General features: G+C 35.2%; 19 protein-coding genes. 2 read left to right on the top strand and 17 right to left on the bottom strand.

Features of this window, described 5'->3' with window-relative positions:
* Positions 1-114: 114 nt before the first annotated feature.
* From ACQV2R_RS06465 to yedF, 10 genes are all read right to left on the bottom strand, one after another.
* The gene (locus ACQV2R_RS06465) at positions 115-225 is read right to left on the bottom strand and encodes an LPXTG cell wall anchor domain-containing protein (RefSeq protein WP_428874437.1); all 111 of its coding nucleotides are present in this window, start codon (positions 223-225) and stop codon (positions 115-117) included.
* Between the two features lie 87 nt (positions 226-312).
* Positions 313-1,248 carry an ATP-binding cassette domain-containing protein gene (locus ACQV2R_RS06470; RefSeq protein ID WP_428874958.1) on the bottom strand — a complete coding sequence of 312 codons (936 nt, stop codon included), beginning with the start codon at positions 1,246-1,248 and terminating at the stop codon, positions 313-315.
* Positions 1,235-2,323, bottom strand: coding sequence for an ABC transporter ATP-binding protein (locus ACQV2R_RS06475; protein WP_428882083.1), 1,089 nt, complete (start codon positions 2,321-2,323; stop codon positions 1,235-1,237). Before ACQV2R_RS06475 ends, ACQV2R_RS06470 begins: the two co-directional genes overlap by 14 nt.
* A gap of 12 nt (positions 2,324-2,335) precedes the next feature.
* Positions 2,336-3,271, bottom strand: coding sequence for an oligopeptide ABC transporter permease OppC (oppC, locus tag ACQV2R_RS06480; RefSeq protein WP_428874957.1), 936 nt, complete (start codon positions 3,269-3,271; stop codon positions 2,336-2,338).
* Positions 3,271-4,767 (bottom strand): ABC transporter permease, encoded by a 1,497-nt coding sequence (locus tag ACQV2R_RS06485; protein ID WP_428882082.1) that lies wholly within the window; start codon positions 4,765-4,767, stop codon positions 3,271-3,273. Before ACQV2R_RS06485 ends, oppC begins: the two co-directional genes overlap by 1 nt.
* Before the next feature lie 73 nt (positions 4,768-4,840).
* Positions 4,841-6,955: a peptide ABC transporter substrate-binding protein gene (locus ACQV2R_RS06490; RefSeq protein ID WP_428874955.1), complete on the bottom strand. Its 2,115-nt coding sequence runs from the start codon at positions 6,953-6,955 to the stop codon at positions 4,841-4,843.
* 484 nt (positions 6,956-7,439) lie between these two features.
* Positions 7,440-9,389 carry a PTS fructose transporter subunit IIABC gene (locus tag ACQV2R_RS06495; protein ID WP_428891984.1) on the bottom strand — a complete coding sequence of 650 codons (1,950 nt, stop codon included), beginning with the start codon at positions 9,387-9,389 and terminating at the stop codon, positions 7,440-7,442.
* 11 nt (positions 9,390-9,400) lie between these two features.
* Positions 9,401-10,318 (bottom strand): 1-phosphofructokinase, encoded by a 918-nt coding sequence (pfkB, locus tag ACQV2R_RS06500; protein WP_428874444.1) that lies wholly within the window; start codon positions 10,316-10,318, stop codon positions 9,401-9,403.
* 180 nt (positions 10,319-10,498) lie between these two features.
* Positions 10,499-11,686 carry a cobalamin-independent methionine synthase II family protein gene (locus ACQV2R_RS06505; RefSeq protein WP_428891985.1) on the bottom strand — a complete coding sequence of 396 codons (1,188 nt, stop codon included), beginning with the start codon at positions 11,684-11,686 and terminating at the stop codon, positions 10,499-10,501.
* 21 nt (positions 11,687-11,707) lie between these two features.
* A complete protein-coding gene (gene yedF / locus ACQV2R_RS06510; RefSeq protein WP_428874535.1) occupies positions 11,708-12,049 on the bottom strand; it encodes a sulfurtransferase-like selenium metabolism protein YedF in 342 nt (113 codons plus the stop codon).
* A gap of 214 nt (positions 12,050-12,263) precedes the next feature.
* Between yedF and ACQV2R_RS06515 the strand changes: the two genes are divergently transcribed.
* Positions 12,264-12,608 (top strand): carboxymuconolactone decarboxylase family protein, encoded by a 345-nt coding sequence (locus ACQV2R_RS06515; RefSeq protein WP_428875985.1) that lies wholly within the window; start codon positions 12,264-12,266, stop codon positions 12,606-12,608.
* Between the two features lie 13 nt (positions 12,609-12,621).
* On the opposite strand, the gene ACQV2R_RS06520 is transcribed toward ACQV2R_RS06515, so the two are convergent.
* From ACQV2R_RS06520 to ACQV2R_RS06540, 5 genes are all read right to left on the bottom strand, one after another.
* Complete coding sequence (locus ACQV2R_RS06520) at positions 12,622-12,942, bottom strand: branched-chain amino acid transporter permease (RefSeq protein ID WP_428874533.1); 321 nt, start codon at positions 12,940-12,942, stop codon at positions 12,622-12,624.
* A complete protein-coding gene (locus tag ACQV2R_RS06525; RefSeq protein WP_428874532.1) occupies positions 12,935-13,633 on the bottom strand; it encodes an AzlC family ABC transporter permease in 699 nt (232 codons plus the stop codon). The genes ACQV2R_RS06520 and ACQV2R_RS06525 overlap by 8 nt, the downstream gene beginning before the upstream one ends.
* Before the next feature lie 17 nt (positions 13,634-13,650).
* Positions 13,651-14,121: an HAD family hydrolase gene (locus ACQV2R_RS06530; RefSeq protein ID WP_428874531.1), complete on the bottom strand. Its 471-nt coding sequence runs from the start codon at positions 14,119-14,121 to the stop codon at positions 13,651-13,653.
* 271 nt (positions 14,122-14,392) lie between these two features.
* The gene (locus ACQV2R_RS06535; protein ID WP_428874952.1) at positions 14,393-14,770 is read right to left on the bottom strand and encodes a hypothetical protein; all 378 of its coding nucleotides are present in this window, start codon (positions 14,768-14,770) and stop codon (positions 14,393-14,395) included.
* Between the two features lie 44 nt (positions 14,771-14,814).
* Positions 14,815-15,195: a hypothetical protein gene (locus ACQV2R_RS06540; RefSeq protein ID WP_428874529.1), complete on the bottom strand. Its 381-nt coding sequence runs from the start codon at positions 15,193-15,195 to the stop codon at positions 14,815-14,817.
* A gap of 306 nt (positions 15,196-15,501) precedes the next feature.
* Between ACQV2R_RS06540 and ACQV2R_RS06545 the strand changes: the two genes are divergently transcribed.
* Positions 15,502-16,128, top strand: a complete 627-nt coding sequence (locus tag ACQV2R_RS06545; RefSeq protein WP_428891986.1) for a PHP domain-containing protein — start codon at positions 15,502-15,504, stop codon at positions 16,126-16,128.
* Between the two features lie 147 nt (positions 16,129-16,275).
* Here the strand turns inward: ACQV2R_RS06545 and ACQV2R_RS06550 are convergent, their stop codons facing one another.
* Together ACQV2R_RS06550 and ACQV2R_RS06555 are read right to left on the bottom strand one after the other, a co-directional pair.
* On the bottom strand, positions 16,276-17,187 hold the full coding sequence (locus ACQV2R_RS06550; protein ID WP_428874527.1) for an AEC family transporter: 912 nt from the start codon (positions 17,185-17,187) through the stop codon (positions 16,276-16,278).
* Between the two features lie 105 nt (positions 17,188-17,292).
* Positions 17,293-17,667 carry a thioesterase family protein gene (locus tag ACQV2R_RS06555; RefSeq protein WP_428874947.1) on the bottom strand — a complete coding sequence of 125 codons (375 nt, stop codon included), beginning with the start codon at positions 17,665-17,667 and terminating at the stop codon, positions 17,293-17,295.
* Between the last annotated feature and the right edge of the window lie 97 nt (positions 17,668-17,764).

Genomic DNA, 17,764 nt, shown 5'->3' on the forward strand with positions numbered 1-17,764 from the left:
TTTTATCCCGCAAATTTTTAAAATTTCAGGACATTTTCATTTACGGTTGACAGAAATCTGCTTAAAAATACACCCCTAAACTACCTAAGGGATGCAGGATGTCTGAAAATAAGCTTAACGCTTATTTTTATTGCCTTTGTATACCATTGCAATACCACCGATTAAAGCAATCGCTGCGATCACAATCAAAAACCAAGTAGCCATTTCGCCTGTTTGTGGTAACATTTTTCTACCTCATTTCTAAATGATATATTAATTTTACACTAACTTATAATAAAAGAAAAGCCGAGATTAAAACCTCGACTTAAACTCTTAATGATACATTTCCTGATATTTAGCCAATTCAGCTTCATTACAATAAATGTAGTGTTCTGGGAGTACTTCACGTACTTTTGGTATATCAGTTGAATAATCATGCATTTCAGGATCATAAACTTTCAATTTAACTTTACGAGCAAGCTCTGGGTCTGGAATAGGTACAGCAGAAAGTAAAGCTTGTGTATAAGGATGAATTGGATTACGGAATAATTCTTCAGTTTCCGCAACTTCAAGAATACGACCATTACGAATTACTGCTATTCTATCAGAAATATAACGTACGACTGATAAGTCATGAGCAATAAAAATATAAGTTAAGCCATTTTCACGTTGGAATTTACGGAGTAAGTTAAGAACTTGCGCCCGAACAGAAACATCTAAAGATGAGATCGGCTCATCTGCAATAACAAGTTCTGGTTCCATAATAAGGGCTCGAGCAATCCCAATACGTTGACGTTGTCCACCTGAGAACTCATGAGGATAACGATACATATGCTCAGATAAAAGTCCAACTTCTTTAAGCATATTCTCAACTTTTTGCAAGCGATCTTCTTCATCTTTAAATAAATTAAAGTTATAAAGGCCTTCTGAGATAATATACTCTACTGTTGCACGGTCATTCAAAGAGGCAGAGGGATCTTGAAAGACCATTTGAATGCTTCCAATTAGCTCTTTACGCTCTTTTTCAGATAATTTAGTATTAATTCTTTTACCTTTAAAGAGAATTTCTCCTCCTGAAGTTTTATTAATACCATTAATTGCACGACCAATAGTTGTTTTACCAGATCCAGACTCACCTACTAATGATAAGGTTTCTCCTTTAAATACATGGAAAGTGGCATCTTTAACAGCAACGAACTTGTCTTTGCCTTCACCAAAAGTGATTTCAAGGTCGTTTACTTCAACTAATTTTTCTCTATTTTTCTCCATTTGCTAACTCCTCTCTAAGAGCTGCATCTGCACCATGAACTTTCTTCAATTTTTCATGAAGGTTATGAATAACAGATGGTTTTTCAGCTTCCGGTGCTCGAGGATCTAGTAACCATGTTTTAGCGTAGTGAGTGTCTGAAACTTTAAACATAGGTGGTTCAGCTTCATAGTCAATTTGCATTGCATAAGGACTACGTGGAGCAAAAGCATCTCCTTCAATTTTTGTATAAAGAGAAGGTGGTGTACCTGCAATTGAGAATAGATCTTCTTCCGGATTTGATAATTGTGGTAATGATGATAAAAGTGCCCATGTGTAAGGATGTCTTGGGTCATAGAAGATATCTTCTACTGTTCCTGTTTCAATGACTTGTCCCGCATACATTACTGCAACACGGTCTGCAATTTGAGCCACTACACCCAAGTCATGAGTAATAAATATAGTTGTAAATTCATATTCTTTTTGTAATTCTTTTAGTAATCTTAGAATTTGAGCTTGAATAGTAACATCCAAAGCAGTCGTTGGTTCATCACAAATCAATACTTTAGGACGACATGCCAATGCAATTGCAATGACAATACGTTGACGCATTCCACCTGAATATTCAAACGGATAATCATCAAAACGTTTTTCAGCGTCACGAATACCAACACGCTCCATTAAATCAATCGCTACCTCTTTTGCTTCTTTTTGCGAAGCATTACGATGCTTAGTAATAACCTCTGTTATTTGAGTTCCAATTGTTAAGACTGGATTCAAAGAAGTCATTGGATCTTGGAAAATTGTTGCCATTTCTTTACCACGATATTTTAACCATTGTTTATCTGAAGTAAAATTTTGTAACTCATCGCCTTTATAGATAACTTTACCTTCTGGAATACTACCATTTTTTTCAAGCATTCCTGTAAATGTTTTCGTTAAAACTGACTTTCCTGATCCAGATTCCCCTACTAAAGCAAGAACCTCACCTTCATAAAGGTCTAAATCGATACCACGAATAGCAGTCAATTCAGAGTCACGCACCTGGAATTTAACAACCAGATCTCTTATTTCTAATATCTTTTTCTTTTCTGTCATTTCAATTGCCTCCTATATGTGATTCTTAGGATCAGTTGCATCAGCTAATGCTTGACCCACAATGTAAAGAGAAACTGAAATCAAAGCAAGAACAGATACAGGAATCCAGAATAAGTACGGTTTTGAAGCGATATTTGTGGAATACTTCTGAATTAATCCACCTAAAGAAACAATATCAGCTGATAAACCAACTCCAATAAAGGATAGGAAAGTTTCAGTCGCAATAAATCCTGGTAAAACTCTGGAAACGTCTGTAGTAATGATTGATGTTAAATAAGGCAAAATGTTTTTAAAAATCATTCGTCTTGCTGGTGTTCCGAGAGTTCTTGATGCTAAATTATACTCTCGATCACGCATAATCATTACTTGTACACGAATAAAGTATGCCGTAAAAATCCATGAAGTGAGGGTCATTGCAAAAAGTAAATTCCAAAAACCATTCCCTAATGAATAGGCTAATACCATAATAATTAATAACGGTGGAATATTAGCAAAAACATTATAAACCTCTAGCATGAAAACGTCTATTTTTTGTGACATTCCCCAGAATGCACCAACTACTACACCAACCGTCGTAGTGACCAAAGTCGCTAAAACTGTGATTGAAATGGATGTTTTTGCTCCAGACCAAGTAGCATCAAATAATGATTGTCCATTAGCATCTGTACCAAACCAGTGCTTTGCACTCGGTTCAATATAGCGTGCTGATAAATCATTAATTTTAGCAGTATCCATTGGATCATAACCAGAGAAAATAGGTTGGATAAATGACATTAAAATGATTGCTGTCATAAGAAATAAGAAGAAAATAGCAATCTTATTTTTACCAAAAGTTCTCCAAACCGATTGCCAATAAGAGTATTTTGGTGAATTAATTTTTTCAGCTTCTTTTTCATTTGTTTCTACAAAACGAAAAGAAGCATCATTAATATTAGGTTGTACTTCCATTATTTATCCTCCTTCACTTCTAGGCGGATACGTGGATCCACAAGAGTCATCGCAATATCGCCTAACATGATAGAGACAACCCCTAAAACTGAGAATATAAAGATTAATCCAACAGTGATTGGGTTATTATGAGAAAGAATTGCATCTGGCAACATTTTACCCATTCCAGGAATGGCAAATACTTGTTCAGTGATTGTGGCTCCAGCAATTGAGAAAATAATTGCTCCAGGAACACCGTTCACAATTGGTATAATCGCGTTCCTGAATATATGTTTGCGAGATATTTCTGATTGACTTAAACCTTTCGCTTTAGCAAATTTAACATAATCAGATGACTGCTGATCGACCATATAGCGTCGAATCCACATTACAGAACCAGATAGAGCTAATAAAGCTAAAACAATAACAGGCATTATATAGGATTTAATATTCCCAGGTCCAAAAATTGGGAATAAATCAGGTAGCCCAAAGAACTTATTACCAATATATCGTCCAAAGAAAATGAAAGCAACTGAAGGTACTGAGATTAAGAGTGTGATAATTGCAGTTCCTAACTTATCTACCAATTGACCTTTGTATCTTGCCATAGCCATAGCCATTGGTATAGCAATAGTATACATTAAAATAATTGAGGCAATGCCGTTTCTAAATGAAATCATCATCATAGATGGATCTTCGTTATTAGAATCAGCCCCTGCATAGTTTGAACCTTCAAACATACGTTTTTCTGTTAAAGAAAGTTCAGCTGTTGGTTTGTAGTAACGTGTGTAAGGATTAATGGCAGATTTAAAGGTTTTACCATCTGGCATAGTAATTTCTTCTGTTACTGAACGTCCTTGTTTGTCCGTAATAACATCCACAACAGGCTTCCCTGCAAAAGTAGGGTATGAAACTCCTAAATTAATTTTAAGGAAATTTTGGTGGATAAATGGGAATTTATTATTGAAGTAGATTTGGTAGTAATATTTTGTACCTGAACCAGTTAATGCCCAACCAGCTGTTGCGTCGTGAGTGATTTTATATCCACGCTTTAGATCAGGATTTTCCGGGTCTTTAATACGCCAAGGGTGATCAAACTCAATCAAATTTTTATAAAAATTTAAGACCCTTGCACCAATTGAAACTTCATCGGTAGCAAAATAGCCTCCGCTTATCGGAAGTTGACCTACTTCCCAATTTTGGTTATTTTCTTGCCATTTGTCTATAATTGCTTGATTCTCGGGACTTTCTTGATTTGTAAATTCTGGATAGTCTTTTTGAACTTCCTTTTGAAAGTCACGTTGATTTAAATAATTAATATACCCCATTCGGTCAAAAGCGCTATTTTGATACTCTAAAAGTTGATCGGGTTGTGACTTTAATTTAGCAATTGCAGGGTCATCTTTGAAGATTGAATTTCTCGGCACCAGTGAAAAAATGGCTAAATACACTAAAGTAGTAACCATAAAAATCGAAAATAGTGACCGAAGAATTCTTTTGAATAAGTATTTTTTCATTTGAATCCTCCTATAATAAATGAAAAAGGCCAATTTCTCAGCCTTTTTCATCTAAGATTACATTTTCTTTTGACTATTCAGCCGCTTCTTCAGTTTCTTCAGCTGATTCATCTTTCATTTCTTCAGTTTCTTCAGTTTCTTCAGCTGACTCGTCCATCATTTCTTCTTCAGTTTCTTCTTTAGAAGCAGACTCATCAGTTTTGCTTCCACCAACTTCACTTGAAACACTTGATCCGTCTAACTTATTAGCTGACCAATTATCGTAAGCCGCTTGCCATTGTTCATATGAAACAGGTTCAGATTGAACTTTCAAGAACTTGAATCTACGTTGACCAGTACCTGCAAATGAGTAAGGACCAGAGAACGGAACAATATTAGTAACTCGTAGGTGTGATCCTAAAGTGTTAAATGGAATTGCGATTGCAGAATCTGTTAACCAAGCTTGTGCCTTAGCATAAGCATCGTAACGAGCATCTAAATCATCATTAATAGCATCAGCTGCTTTGACCAATTCAGCATATTCGTATAATCCTGAAGCTTCACGTGCTTCTGCATATGGATCTTCTTGTCCTTCTTTAAGAATTGGATCAAAACCAATTGGAACTAAGAAAGTACCATTAGTAGGTAAATAAATATCTAAGAATGTTGATGGGTCTAAGTAGTCAGGAATCCAACCAGATTCATTAGTCATATCATAATCAACTTCTGCAGCAACAGTAGCGTTGAATGTTGCGTTTAAATATGTATCTTGGTTTAGAAGAACTGGATTAACTACAACATTTTCAGAACCTAAAACTTCTTCAAAAGAAGCTTTTAAAGACTTAGCAAAGTTGACAGCCACAGGAACTGTTTCTAGAACTGGAATATCTAATTGAATTGGGTAGTCTACGCCTTCTAATTCAGATTTTGCTTGTTCAATTAATTTTTGAGCTTTTTCTGGATTGAAGAATGCATCTTGTCCATCTTCCAAGTTGATTCCTTCATAAAGTTCCGGATTCATTTCTTCAAGGTGACGTGCTACTGCTTCTCCAAATGACTCTTCTTCTAACATAACAAATTCTGGTGCAACTAATAAGTTACGAATATCTGTATCAGCAAATTCTTCACCGAATTTTTGTGTCATGTAAGTGTGTTTATCGAAAGCAAACATAATTGCTTGACGGAAAGCTTTATTTAAAAGTGCTTGGTGAGTGTCTTCATGTTGCTTTTCAGTAGTTTTACCAGTTGCTTCATGCTTCAAACGGTTTAAGTTAAACTGTAATAAGAATGAAGATCCTTGACGTTGTTGTTGTGTGATATAACCGTCGAATTCTGCTTTAACATCGTCATAGATTGGTAAAGTAGGATTTACTGTAAAGAACGATACAGCTCCATCTTTGTATAGACGGTAGAATACTTCTGGATCAGAACCATCATTGTAAGTAAATTGAACTGTGTCTAAGAATACATTATCAGCATCCCAATAATTTTCGTTCTTAGTGTATTCAATTTCAGATTTAGCAGTTAAGTTAGAAAGTAGGAAAGCTCCATTGTATAAAATTGAGTCTGGAGTTAATGAACCGAAATCATCTCCAACAGAATCTAGAAACTCTTGATTGATTGGATATAAAATACCATAAGTTGTTTTTGAGTTGAAATATGGTTCTGGTTCTTCGAGAGTATATTCAAGGGTATAATCATCAATCGCTTTGACCCCTACTTCAGCAAAATCAGTAATTTTACCATTTACATAGTCGTTAAGACCTTTAATAGATGATTGTACGATTGGTAACATTTCTGATTGAACCTCTACAGCGTGTTTTAAACCAGTAACAAAATCGTGAGCAGTTGTCTCAGCCACTTCGTTACCGTTGTTATCAAACCACATAACTCCTGGACGGATTTTATAAGTATAGACTAAGCCATCTTCTGAAACTTCATGAGACTCTGCAACTGATGGGATGTAGTTACCGAATTGGTCGTTTTCGTATAATCCATCGATGAAGTTAACTGTATGACTTGTATTTGAATCACGCATAGAGAATGTATAGTCCAGTGAAGTAGGATCCCCTAAATAAGTAGCTTTATATTCTGGAACTAAATCACCAACAATTTCATCTTGTGCTGAAGCCAATAATGGTGATACTGCGGAACCTAGCGTCAAAGCAGTTACAAAAGAAACAACTACTTTTCTTAACGATTTCTTCATTAATTTTCCTCCTTAAAAATGTACAAAGCGACAAACAATAAAGTTTTTCTGAGTATACTTCCCTCACTTTCAAAAACTGTAATTGCTTACATTTTACCAATTAGTGAAAACGCTGTCAAGCCATTTGATTTTAAAGTTTAAGTCTTGCAGCGATTGTAAGTCAGTTTACTTTGTTTTAGTATGAAATAGAAAGAGCAAAACTAGAACGGTTGATTCTTTCTAATCATTCCTAAGAGGGTGTAGAAAATGTTATCGTTTTCTCACTCCTGTCCTTAATATTAAACAATCTTCCAAACAATTTCCATATTAGTTTGATTAGAATTTGATTTGAAAAGCGCTGCATCTTCTAATAATCTCAACTAAGATTAGCGATGGTTAGCGATTAATCAAACTTTACTATCTATATATTCTCACAAAGCAATAAACTAATAACTATAATTATATAATTTATCAAAATTTAGTTAATAATATACCTATTGGGTTATTACCCCTTCTTTAATTGACGGGTGTAGTTTAGTAAAAAGGCTGATACTATACTACCTATTAACCAAGATAGAATATACATGATTGGGTTGCTTACCCCACCTGCTGCTATCGCAAAAACACCTCCATGAGGAACTAAGCTAACACATTCAAAAGCCATTGAAAGTGCACCGGCTAAACCTGCACCTAAGGCTAGACAAGGAATAACGCGTAAAGGGTCAGCCGCTGCAAAAGGTATTGCTCCCTCGGTAATAAAGCTAGCTCCCATGGCATAATTCACATAGGCCGAAGATCTTTCTTGTTTTGACCACACTTTTGGTTTAATCGTAGCGGCTAAGGCAATAGCCATAGGCGGAACCATTCCACCAACCATTACTGCCGCCATAACATCTGAACCCGCCCCTTGAGCTTGAGTGACTAGAGCTGTTCCTGTAACATAAGCAGCCTTATTAATGGGGCCTCCCATATCAATAGACATCATAGCTGCTACTGCAAATCCTAATACAATGCCCCATTCTCTTGGAATTGATTCAATCGCATTCATTAATCCCGTCATCACCGCACCCATCGGACCATTCACTACAAATAGCATTAGCAGACCTATCATTAGAATACCCAGAACTGGGAATATGAAGATTGCCTTCATACCCTCAAGGGTTTTAGGCATCCACTTGAAGGCAATTTGCAGCCCTCTTATAATAGCGCCTGCTAAGAAACCCGCTATCAGAGCGCCAAGAAAACCAGAGGGTACTAGATTTTCAAAAATGCCTTGTGGTGCATAAGCAGCTAAAACACCAGGATTAGCAAAAATCCCACCCATTAATCCAACTATTAGTCCTGGACGATCTGCAATTGATTGACCGATAAATCCAGATAAAATTGGTAGCATCATGGCAAAAGACATTCCACCAATTGTTTTTAGTATTTGAGCAAATACACTATAGTCTGAACTACTTGGGTCAGCAGAATTTATACCCCAGAAGAAAGAAAGTGCAATCAAAATCCCACCGGCCACAACGAATGGAAGCATATGAGAAACGCCATTCATTAAATGTTTGTAGAATTGACGACCGATTGATTCTTTCTCACCAGAATCTTCTATCTCATTTACCTTTTCTCCCTTAGCGTGAAAGATAGGAGCGTCGAGACGAACGGCCCTATTTATTAATTCATCGGCCTTATTAATTCCATCTGAAACTTTAGTAATGATAACCGGCTTGCCATCAAATCGATTCATTTCAACCTGTTTATCTGCCGCTACGATAATTGCATCGGCCTTTTTAATATCCGCTTGATTAAGTTTGTTACCGATACCGGCTTGCCCGTTTGTTTCCACTTTAATACTGATCCCAGCTTTTTTAGCTGCTTCTTTTAACTTTTCTTCAGCCATAAAGGTGTGTGCTATCCCTGTTGGACAAGCGGTAACTGCTAAAATATAAGTATCTGATGATTCAGAAATTATATTTTTTTCACTTTTAGCTTGAGCAGTTTCTTTTAAATCTGCTTCTTCAGAAAATAAATCAACCACTTCATGGGCATTCTTAACAGACATCAGTTGATCAATCATTCCTTCTTCCATCAATTTTTTTGACAAGGAAGCAATTGCCTTCAGATGCTCATTTGATGAGTTTTTTGGCATTAAAATCATAAAAATTAAGTGAACATCTTTTTCATCTAAAGCTTGCCAATTAATGCCTGCTTGGGAACGCGCAAAAATAATAATTGGCGTTTTTACCGTTGATGATTGAGCATGCGGCATGGCCACACCGTTACCAACTCCAGTGGTTGAGAGTTGCTCTCTTGCTTGTAGCGATTGAAATAATTCTTTTGGATCCGTTACTCCTCCGACTTGATCGAAATTATTAACAAGACTCTTTAAAGCCTCTGATTTATTACGAACAATTAGATCAAGATCCATCACTTCAATATTTAATAATTCTGATAGCTGCATAACTTTTCCTCCTAAAGTTCTTGTATTTTGATTTTATCCACTAAAGAGTCCATTAACTTTCGCTCAGCTATACCTAAAGAAAAAGCTGTTGCCGCACCAGCAGCCGTTCCCACCTTTAAGGCATTCTTAAACGACTTTGAAGATTGGTATTCAGCCATAAAGCCTGCTAACATCGAATCGCCTGCTCCCACAGAATTAACCAATTTTCCTGGAGCTGACTTGGATCGATAAATTTTACTATCGCTAGTTAACAATATAGCTCCGTCAGCCCCTAGGGATACTAATACATTTTGAGCACCTTGTTGCTGTAAACGTTTGGCATATTTTATGACATCCTTGTCCGTGTGAATAACTGAATTGAAAATATCAGCCAATTCTTGTTGATTGGGTTTAATTAAAAAGGGACGATAGGTTAAGCATGATGTTACTAATTCCCGGTTTGAATCTAATATGAAATTGACCTGGGTTTTTTGGCACAGTTCGCCTATCCTTTCGTAATCTTTCGCTTCCATACCTGGAGCTAAATTCCCTGATAAAAATACGGTATCACCTTTTTTTAATTTTTGCTTTAATTGACTAAAGAACGCCTCATATTGAGGTCTCAATATTTTAGGACCTTTGGCATTTAGTTCTGTTTCTTTCTTACTTTTCAGCTTCACATTGATACGTGTTTGACCATTCACTTCAATAAAATCATGTGCAATCGAATGTTTTTTTAATAAATTGGTTAAATAATTCCCAGTGAACCCACCCATAAATCCCAAGGCACAAGAAGCTATTCCAAACTCTGACAATAATAGTGAGACATTTAAACCCTTACCTCCAATAAGATAGGTTTCTGAATCTATACGATTTAATGCTCCTTCCTTGAAGTCCCTGGTCTCTATAAAATAATCGAGGGCTGGATTAAAGGTTATAGTGTAATTCATAGACTCCCCCCTTAAAAATTTATTAGTTAACGAACAAAATTTTAAAGTTGCTTTAAGTAAGCGTTTCCTGATTAATGTTTACATTATAGAAAAACTTTACCTTTGTTTCAATATTTCATATAAATTTTATTTATAAAGCTAGACAAAAAAGCAACTAGCCTATGCTAGTTGCAAAAAGAATTATTGACAGTGATTCTGACGTAATTGTTGAGCGGCTTTAGACATATTTGTTAATTTGGCTTCGATTATTTCTTCAGGATTTAACGGACGATTGGCAAATGTTGCAAAGCCACAATCCGGATTCAGCCAAATTCTCTCTGGTGGCAAGAACTCTAACGCTTCTTCAGCTAGAGCCATAATTTTTTCAACTGATTCAACCTCATCTGATCGCGGATTAATGACACCTAAGCCTAGTATAATTTTCTCATCTAAAAAGTTATTATAAAATAACTTGGATATTTCACCAGCTCTTGGGGTTGAAAACTCAAGAGCCAACATGTCGACAGTTAATTTATTAAAGAAGCTACCTAATTTATCGTACGCTCCCTCTAATAATACACTCTCATCTTTTGTCCAATTTCCTCGACAAACATGGACAGCTGATAAGCAACCTTCCAAACTATTTATTTCATCTAGAACAGGTTGAATAAGAGACTGAGCAAACATTAATTCTTGGTCAACCTTGACCTTTGCAGATAAGGTTCCTCAGTAGAAGGAGGTATCCCCTTGGGCTCTTTGAAAAACTACCTCTGAAAGAATCGGTTCATCAATTTGGATGACGCGCGCCCCATTATCATATAAACGATGAATGGTGTTTTTCAATAATTCAACAACATCTTTACCCAATTGACGTCTACTCGCATAAGCTTGATCACTTACTCCTTCTACCCACATTGATCGGGTTAAAAGGTATGGACTAGGAAGAGTGATTTTATAAGGTTTATTAGTTAAGCTTTTAATTAACTCCTGCTCTTGAGTACATAAATCGGCTTCCAAATCGAGCTTACCGACACAGACTGGACTATTCATTGAGTTATCTGAAGCATCCATCTCTTCTAAGGATTGCACATAATCCTCATTATTTCCAAGCAAGTCATTAATTTCCTCTGTAGAAAAAAGTTCGATACCTTCAACTTTTTCAGCAACATAAGACATAAAATTATCTCTTGAAATTTCTCCACTTACAACTACATCAATGCCCGCACGCTTAAAGAGGTCTATGACCTCTTTAGTTTCGTCATGAACCAGCTGATTGTATTTATCACACTCACCAAAATGTTGACAAGCTTCCTTGGCAGCGAGTAATTGAGGCGACCGTGGCATCGATCCAATTAATGTCGTTGTAAACGGCTTAAAGGTCGTTTCCATTATTTTACCTCACATTCTTTTTTAAGGTTCAATTACTAATTCACTTTCAGTTAAAATATCAACAACTTCACGCATTGTTGTAATTTGACCAACCATAATATACTTTTCTACTTCATAGTACTCAGTGCAAATACCGCATGAAAGAACTTTGGTTCCTTTATCTTCCATTGCTTTCAAATCTTCAATTGAGTCTGAGCCCTTGCAAGCTAACTTAACAGCTTCACCATATAAAAGGATATGCTTTGGCGCTTTATCAGTGTTAGCTAGCGTATTTAAAAAACCTTTCATCAAATTTTCTGTTAGAGGTTTTTCACCTTCACCCATACCAGTACCACGTAGAACGATATCATAAGCTTTTGACATGTGATTAATCTCCTTTTTGTTTATTTATAAACTTAGTATACTCGATAAAATTTTAAATATTAAATTAGATTATTAAATAAATAACCGTCATTTATGAAAAATTTATATATATAATTTTTTTGAACATACTTTCATATAAAAAAGCTATACTAATAGAGAATAACTTTGCAGAAGGAATCTTTATAGGACTGATTATCGTAAAGGTTTAGAAGAAGTGGGTGCCAATACACAATTTTTAACAGAACTTAATCCTGAATACCTTCAACATTATAATCAGCTTGCTGCCATCTTAGCAAAGCCCTCGGCTCCAGATGCAGTTACTAAAGAGTTAATTATTCTTGCTGTTGCTATTAATCAACGCTGTGAGCCATGTATTGCTGTTCATGTTGATCAATACATAAAAGCAGGAGGAAATTACGAGCAATTATCGGATTTAGACAATATTGCTATTCTTATGGATGGTGATCCAGGTATGGCCTTTGCCGGTAAGGTGTTAGATTGCTTCGATCGGTTTTTAAAATATATTAAAAAGCCAGAGGCATTTGCTCTGGCTTTTTAAGCATAATGAAAATTTATTGAAAAATAGTTTGCACCAATACCATATACAAAACTGTTCCTCCCAAAATGGAAAAGACAGTAGAATGTCGCCATTTATGTAAAACGAATACCAAAAAGCAAGATATTATAGCCGCTATCGTTCGCTGAGAAGTATAGGCAATATCTTTAAATGAATAAATCAATAAGATTGTCATAATGGCATAAGGAAAAACTTGCCCCAAATAAATAATCCAAATAGGAGTTTTCCTTTTGAAAATAATAAAGGGAGTAGCTCTAATAGTGATTGTCACAATGACCATAACGACAATCAACATGATAGAATGAAGGTTAGACATAATCTGGTTGGCCTCCTTTAAGTCTATTTTCAATTAGTAGAAAAGCAATGACAACAAGCATTGACGGCAGCATAAAATTATCTGGTCCAAATATTATGAAAAATATAAACCCAACAGTCATCCCTAAAAGAGCAGGCTTGTGATTATTGGTAGCTTCCCACTGATTGAGAACGACGACAAAAAACAATGCTGTTAGAGCAAAATCAATGCCCTCCGTTGAAAAAGGTAAGAGATTCCCTACTAAACTACCCGCTACACTACCAAGAGTCCAATACATATGATTGAGTACTGTGACATAAAGGGAATACTTCTCACGTTCAATTCCTTCAGGTAAGTGGTCTGTACATACCAAAGAAAAAGTTTCATCCGTAAGGCCATGAATTAAATAGAGTTTGCGCCAACCTTTTATCTTTTTGTATCTTTCCAACTGACTAATACCATAAAATAATAAGCGAAAATTAACCATAAAGGTTAAAATAACTGTAGCAAATAAGCCAGTGGATGAAGAAAGAATGACTGGTGCTAAAAACTGGATAGACCCTGAGTAGACAAAAAAGCTCAAGCATAATGCCCAAATCCAACCAAAGCCTTTAGCCTGCATCATAATACCAAAACCTAAGGCTAGCATGAGATAAACGATACCAATTGGCAATGTCTTTTCAAAGGCATATCTCCAATGTTTTTTATCCATTTTCTAACTCCTTTAACTTAATGACGTAAAGTAGCTTTAATACGCTCAGGCTTAAGCAAGATGTTAAGCGCTGAATGAATATTAGGTGCAATAATATCGGCATTACGAATACTAACAGTGGATAGCCCTTCATTTCCTATAACAGCTATTGATAAAGCAGCTACACTCATCATTTCTCCATCGTTATAGCCATTGCCTATACAGGCACAGCTTTTAGAATCTAATTCTTCAAGCAGTAGTTTCTTGGAGATAGCTGCTTTACTCGAAGGAAAGGTAGCCAGTTCAACTGGAAGTTTTTGACACTGTTGTTTAACAGTTCCATAGGTATCAGCAGTGGCGATAAAAATTTTAACATTTTCTGAAAGACTCGAAAGAAGTTCTTCCACTCCTTCAATTAATTTCCCGTCTTCAGCGATGGTGCCGTTAAAATCAATAATCACATTAGAAATTTTGATCACTCCATTACCTGGAATTTCGTATTTTATCATCTTTATCTCCTTAAACACATCTTTATTTGAGACTGAAACGCAGAGCATTTGTAAGCGTTTTCTCGAATGCTTTTAAAAATAAGATTACGTATTAAAAATACTGAAACGCGCTCACTTATAAGTATACTATTATTTAATCAAATATCTCTTAAATTTGAATGAAAAGTCCCTAAGAAAGTTCTCATATACTTTCACTAGACAAATTAAAACGACCTCTATTAAAAATAGAGGTAGATTTAATTCTCGATACTCATTTAGTGGTTTTCAATTTTTAAATTGAATAAGTTCGCGTTAAAGCGTATTCGACGACTAAATAAAAAGTGAATAAGCTTATTACAATAATAGCTCCCTTTTTAAGTACAATTTTCACTTCAGGATCCGTTCTATAATAACGCGCTCGACTAACTATCCCTTTCTCTATATTATTTAATTTATTCTCTGGCAATTGTTCCATATAATCTAATTTTGAATCAATATCATCTTCACCCTCATAACCATGTATTTTAGACAGCACAGACACGGTTGAATAATCGTTCTCCTTATAAATAATATAAGAATCATATATCGGTTTTACTAGTAAATACGCAAGTGTACTGATTATTATAAAAAAGAATAAAGCTCGAATCTTAAAATTTGAAAAATATTTCATTTTTCTCCTCCTTATTGCTACTCTTTCATATTTTTAAACAGCTATTAGAATAAAAAGCCCGATTTACTTATTATAAACTCAAAAAGTAGATATGGAATTATTAACATTGATATAAGAATCCCACCACGTTTCAAAATAATTTGTTCTTTGGAGACCCCATGAAAATAATGAGCCAAATCAATTTTAGCTTCTTGATCATAGGTGAAATTTTTTGACGGTTGCTTATCAATAAACTCTAGTACAGGATCTGATTCCTCTTCTCCGTCATAACCATAAGCCCTAGCAATTAAAGTAACCGTTTCCAAATTATTTTGTCTCTGTTCGTCCATCTGCTGCAAGTATCGATCCACATTTTGATAGGCAAACAAGAAAATTAAGATTGAGATTAAAGCTATTCTTATTCTTGTGTCTTTTAACAATTTCATAAAAGCGCCTCCGAAGCATTTAATGCTATCCTACCAGTTTTGTAAACGTTTTTCCATTAAAATTTTTCTTTCTTATTATCTTTTAATAAAATCATTTTGTTTATTAAATTGTTCTGTCATTATTTATTATTTTTTCTAATAAATTTAAAGCTAAACTTGCTAAATCATTGATACAAATGTATTAATAAAGACTATAAATAAATTTTTAAGATTGTTTTTCAATTTGAATAGCGAGGTAAGCTTACGTAAAATAGGGATGTTGAACAATATTTAATGTTACAAACTTATAAGAGAGGATTATCCAATATGTTAATCGACCTACATATGCATGAGAAGACATTTTCACCCGATAGCTTTATGAAAATTGAGCAGATTGTCGAAAGAGCCAAACTAATCGGACTTGATGCCGTTTGTATTACAGACCACGACTCAATTGGTTTCATGACTTTAGTTGAAGAGGCTCAACAACGTCTCGATTTTCCAATCTTTGTGGGGGTGGAATATCTAACTACTGAAGGCGATGTCTTAGCCTATGGAATTGACGAATTGCCTGAGCCGGGCCTATCAGCTCAAGAATTCATTGATTACGTGAATAAAAAAGGTGGAGCTTGTACAGCCGCTCATCCCTATCGTAATAATAACCGAGGCCTTGGTGACCATATTTATAAAGTTAAAGGCCTTCATGCAGTTGAAGTGTTAAATGGCAATTCAACTTTAGAAGAAAATCAACAAGCCTTTATTACAGCCAAAGAACACGGTCTACAATGTGTTGGTGGAAGTGATTCTCATCATTTTGGCCAAGTAGGCGTTTACGCGACATATTTTCCTAACCAGGTTTCAACTATCCATGAACTTGCTCAAGAATTAAAAAAAGGAAACTGTCAACCAGTTATGGTTAAGGGCCATCAAATTATCGAAACAGTCACTGCATAAGCAGAAAAAGAGCTAGCTCAATGTACTGACCCCCTAAAGTTGGACCATGAAATCCAACTTTAGGGGGTCAGTACATTATGCAGATCTTTTTTTGTTAGTTTTTTTATGTATGGCTGGCATGAAAATTTCTCCTCCTCTGTCTTCAAATTAAACGAAAGCCAAAAAGGCTGGACTTAAAAAGAGGGATAAAATAATTGATACAAAAGTTAGTTTAGAAGCCAAAGCGACATCTAAATCGTATTTAGCCGCTAAAATAGGCGTGGTAGCCCCGGCGGGCATGGTCGCCATCACCACACACATACCTGCTATTTGCTCATCTACTTGCAGAAATTTTAAGCTCAGCAAAACGATTAAGGGTATAAGGAGCATTCTAACACCTACAAACCGTATAACCGCTTTCTCAAAAAGAGCCTCCATTTTAACCGAACCAATAATTGAACCGATGGTAATCATGGATAAAGGAGTAACTGTGCGACTCAAACCATCAAAACTATTCATGATAAAGCTTGGTATAGGAATTTGGCTTAAACCCAGCACCAATCCAAAGATAACTGCCAAAATCATTGGGTTTTTTATAAAAGAAAGAAGCGTCTCTTTAAAACTCTTTTCTTGTTTTACTAATAAAGAAATACCAATTGTATAGGTAAAAATGCGGTGAGGTATTAAATAAACGGCGGCTAAAATAGCGCCTAATTCACCAAATAAGGATGTAACGATGGGTAATCCAGCAAAACCGGCACTGTTACAAAGGGTCGCATAATGTAAAATTTTAGCTTGTTTTTCCGGCAAATCCCGAAAAAAGAAGCCGCCGAAAAGGGTTATCGTTGTATAAATAATAGTAGCAATGATTAAAGTTTGAAAGCTTAGCTCAATAATGTTCCAAGTTATATTAAAAAACGACTTAAAAATAAGTGCGGGAACAAGTATCTCAACAATTAATTTAATTAAAGCTGGACGATTCTGATCCGTAATCATTCTTTTTCTATAGGCTAGCACACCTGCTAAGACATAAACAATTAGAACTAATTGGATGCTCAGCATCTCAAAAAAAGTTGCCATTAATGATCCTCCCTATACCTTTTTATTAACCCCCTCATCTTAACATAGTTGGTTTGCAAACTGAATATCTTTCAAACACTTTCAAGGCATCGATCAATGAAAATATTATTTCTTAAGCTTTGCCATAAAACGCTCGATATTCACAACAATTCTTTGATGAGTTGCTTGACCAATTAATTGTTCTTTATCATAAGCTTCCATATCTAAAGTGAATACTCTTCCTTCTCTTTTACATTTTGTAATAATAATCTCAATTTCGCTCATAGTCGAACTCGCTTTTAAATGTTTGACTTCAAGAAAGATACCTACTGTGGTTTCTAAAGTTGTATCTTCAATATTTTTCTGACAAAGCTCATAAGCTGCATTTTCCATATAAGCAATCATCGAAGGTGTCGATAAGACTTCTAAAGCACCTGATCCAATTTTAGCAGCTGAATGTTCATTCTTTACAGAATATTTTTTGGAAAATTTTGCTTTCATTTTTATCCTCCTAAATTATTTTCAGTAAAATTATAGCATACAGATAGGGCTAGTTGTTTTTCCTAAAGAATTAATAGAGGATTCCTGTATTATATTT

Origin of the sequence: Facklamia sp. P12937 (assembly GCF_050409505.1) — a bacterium.
GTDB lineage: Bacteria > Bacillota > Bacilli > Lactobacillales > Aerococcaceae > Facklamia.

Excerpts from the sequence above, each read along its gene's own strand:
- oppC (WP_428874957.1), bottom strand. The coding sequence starts at position 3,271 with ATGGAAGTACAACCTAATATTAATGATGCTTCTTTTCGTTTTGTAGAA.
- ACQV2R_RS06555 (WP_428874947.1), bottom strand. The coding sequence starts at position 17,667 with ATGAAAGCAAAATTTTCCAAAAAATATTCTGTAAAGAATGAACATTCA.
- ACQV2R_RS06490 (WP_428874955.1), bottom strand. The coding sequence starts at position 6,955 with ATGAAGAAATCGTTAAGAAAAGTAGTTGTTTCTTTTGTAACTGCTTTG.
- ACQV2R_RS06495 (WP_428891984.1), bottom strand. The coding sequence starts at position 9,389 with ATGCAGCTATCAGAATTATTAAATATTGAAGTGATGGATCTTGATCTA.
- ACQV2R_RS06540 (WP_428874529.1), bottom strand. The coding sequence starts at position 15,195 with ATGAAATTGTTAAAAGACACAAGAATAAGAATAGCTTTAATCTCAATC.
- ACQV2R_RS06470 (WP_428874958.1), bottom strand. The coding sequence starts at position 1,248 with ATGGAGAAAAATAGAGAAAAATTAGTTGAAGTAAACGACCTTGAAATC.
- ACQV2R_RS06475 (WP_428882083.1), bottom strand. The coding sequence starts at position 2,323 with ATGACAGAAAAGAAAAAGATATTAGAAATAAGAGATCTGGTTGTTAAA.
- ACQV2R_RS06465 (WP_428874437.1), bottom strand. The coding sequence starts at position 225 with ATGTTACCACAAACAGGCGAAATGGCTACTTGGTTTTTGATTGTGATC.
- ACQV2R_RS06485 (WP_428882082.1), bottom strand. The coding sequence starts at position 4,767 with ATGAAAAAATACTTATTCAAAAGAATTCTTCGGTCACTATTTTCGATT.
- ACQV2R_RS06535 (WP_428874952.1), bottom strand. The coding sequence starts at position 14,770 with ATGAAATATTTTTCAAATTTTAAGATTCGAGCTTTATTCTTTTTTATA.
- ACQV2R_RS06520 (WP_428874533.1), bottom strand. The coding sequence starts at position 12,942 with ATGTCTAACCTTCATTCTATCATGTTGATTGTCGTTATGGTCATTGTG.
- ACQV2R_RS06550 (WP_428874527.1), bottom strand. The coding sequence starts at position 17,187 with ATGGCAACTTTTTTTGAGATGCTGAGCATCCAATTAGTTCTAATTGTT.
- ACQV2R_RS06530 (WP_428874531.1), bottom strand. The coding sequence starts at position 14,121 with ATGATAAAATACGAAATTCCAGGTAATGGAGTGATCAAAATTTCTAAT.
- ACQV2R_RS06525 (WP_428874532.1), bottom strand. The coding sequence starts at position 13,633 with ATGGATAAAAAACATTGGAGATATGCCTTTGAAAAGACATTGCCAATT.
- ACQV2R_RS06545 (WP_428891986.1), top strand. The coding sequence starts at position 15,502 with ATGTTAATCGACCTACATATGCATGAGAAGACATTTTCACCCGATAGC.
- pfkB (WP_428874444.1), bottom strand. The coding sequence starts at position 10,318 with ATGAATTACACTATAACCTTTAATCCAGCCCTCGATTATTTTATAGAG.
- yedF (WP_428874535.1), bottom strand. The coding sequence starts at position 12,049 with ATGTCAAAAGCTTATGATATCGTTCTACGTGGTACTGGTATGGGTGAA.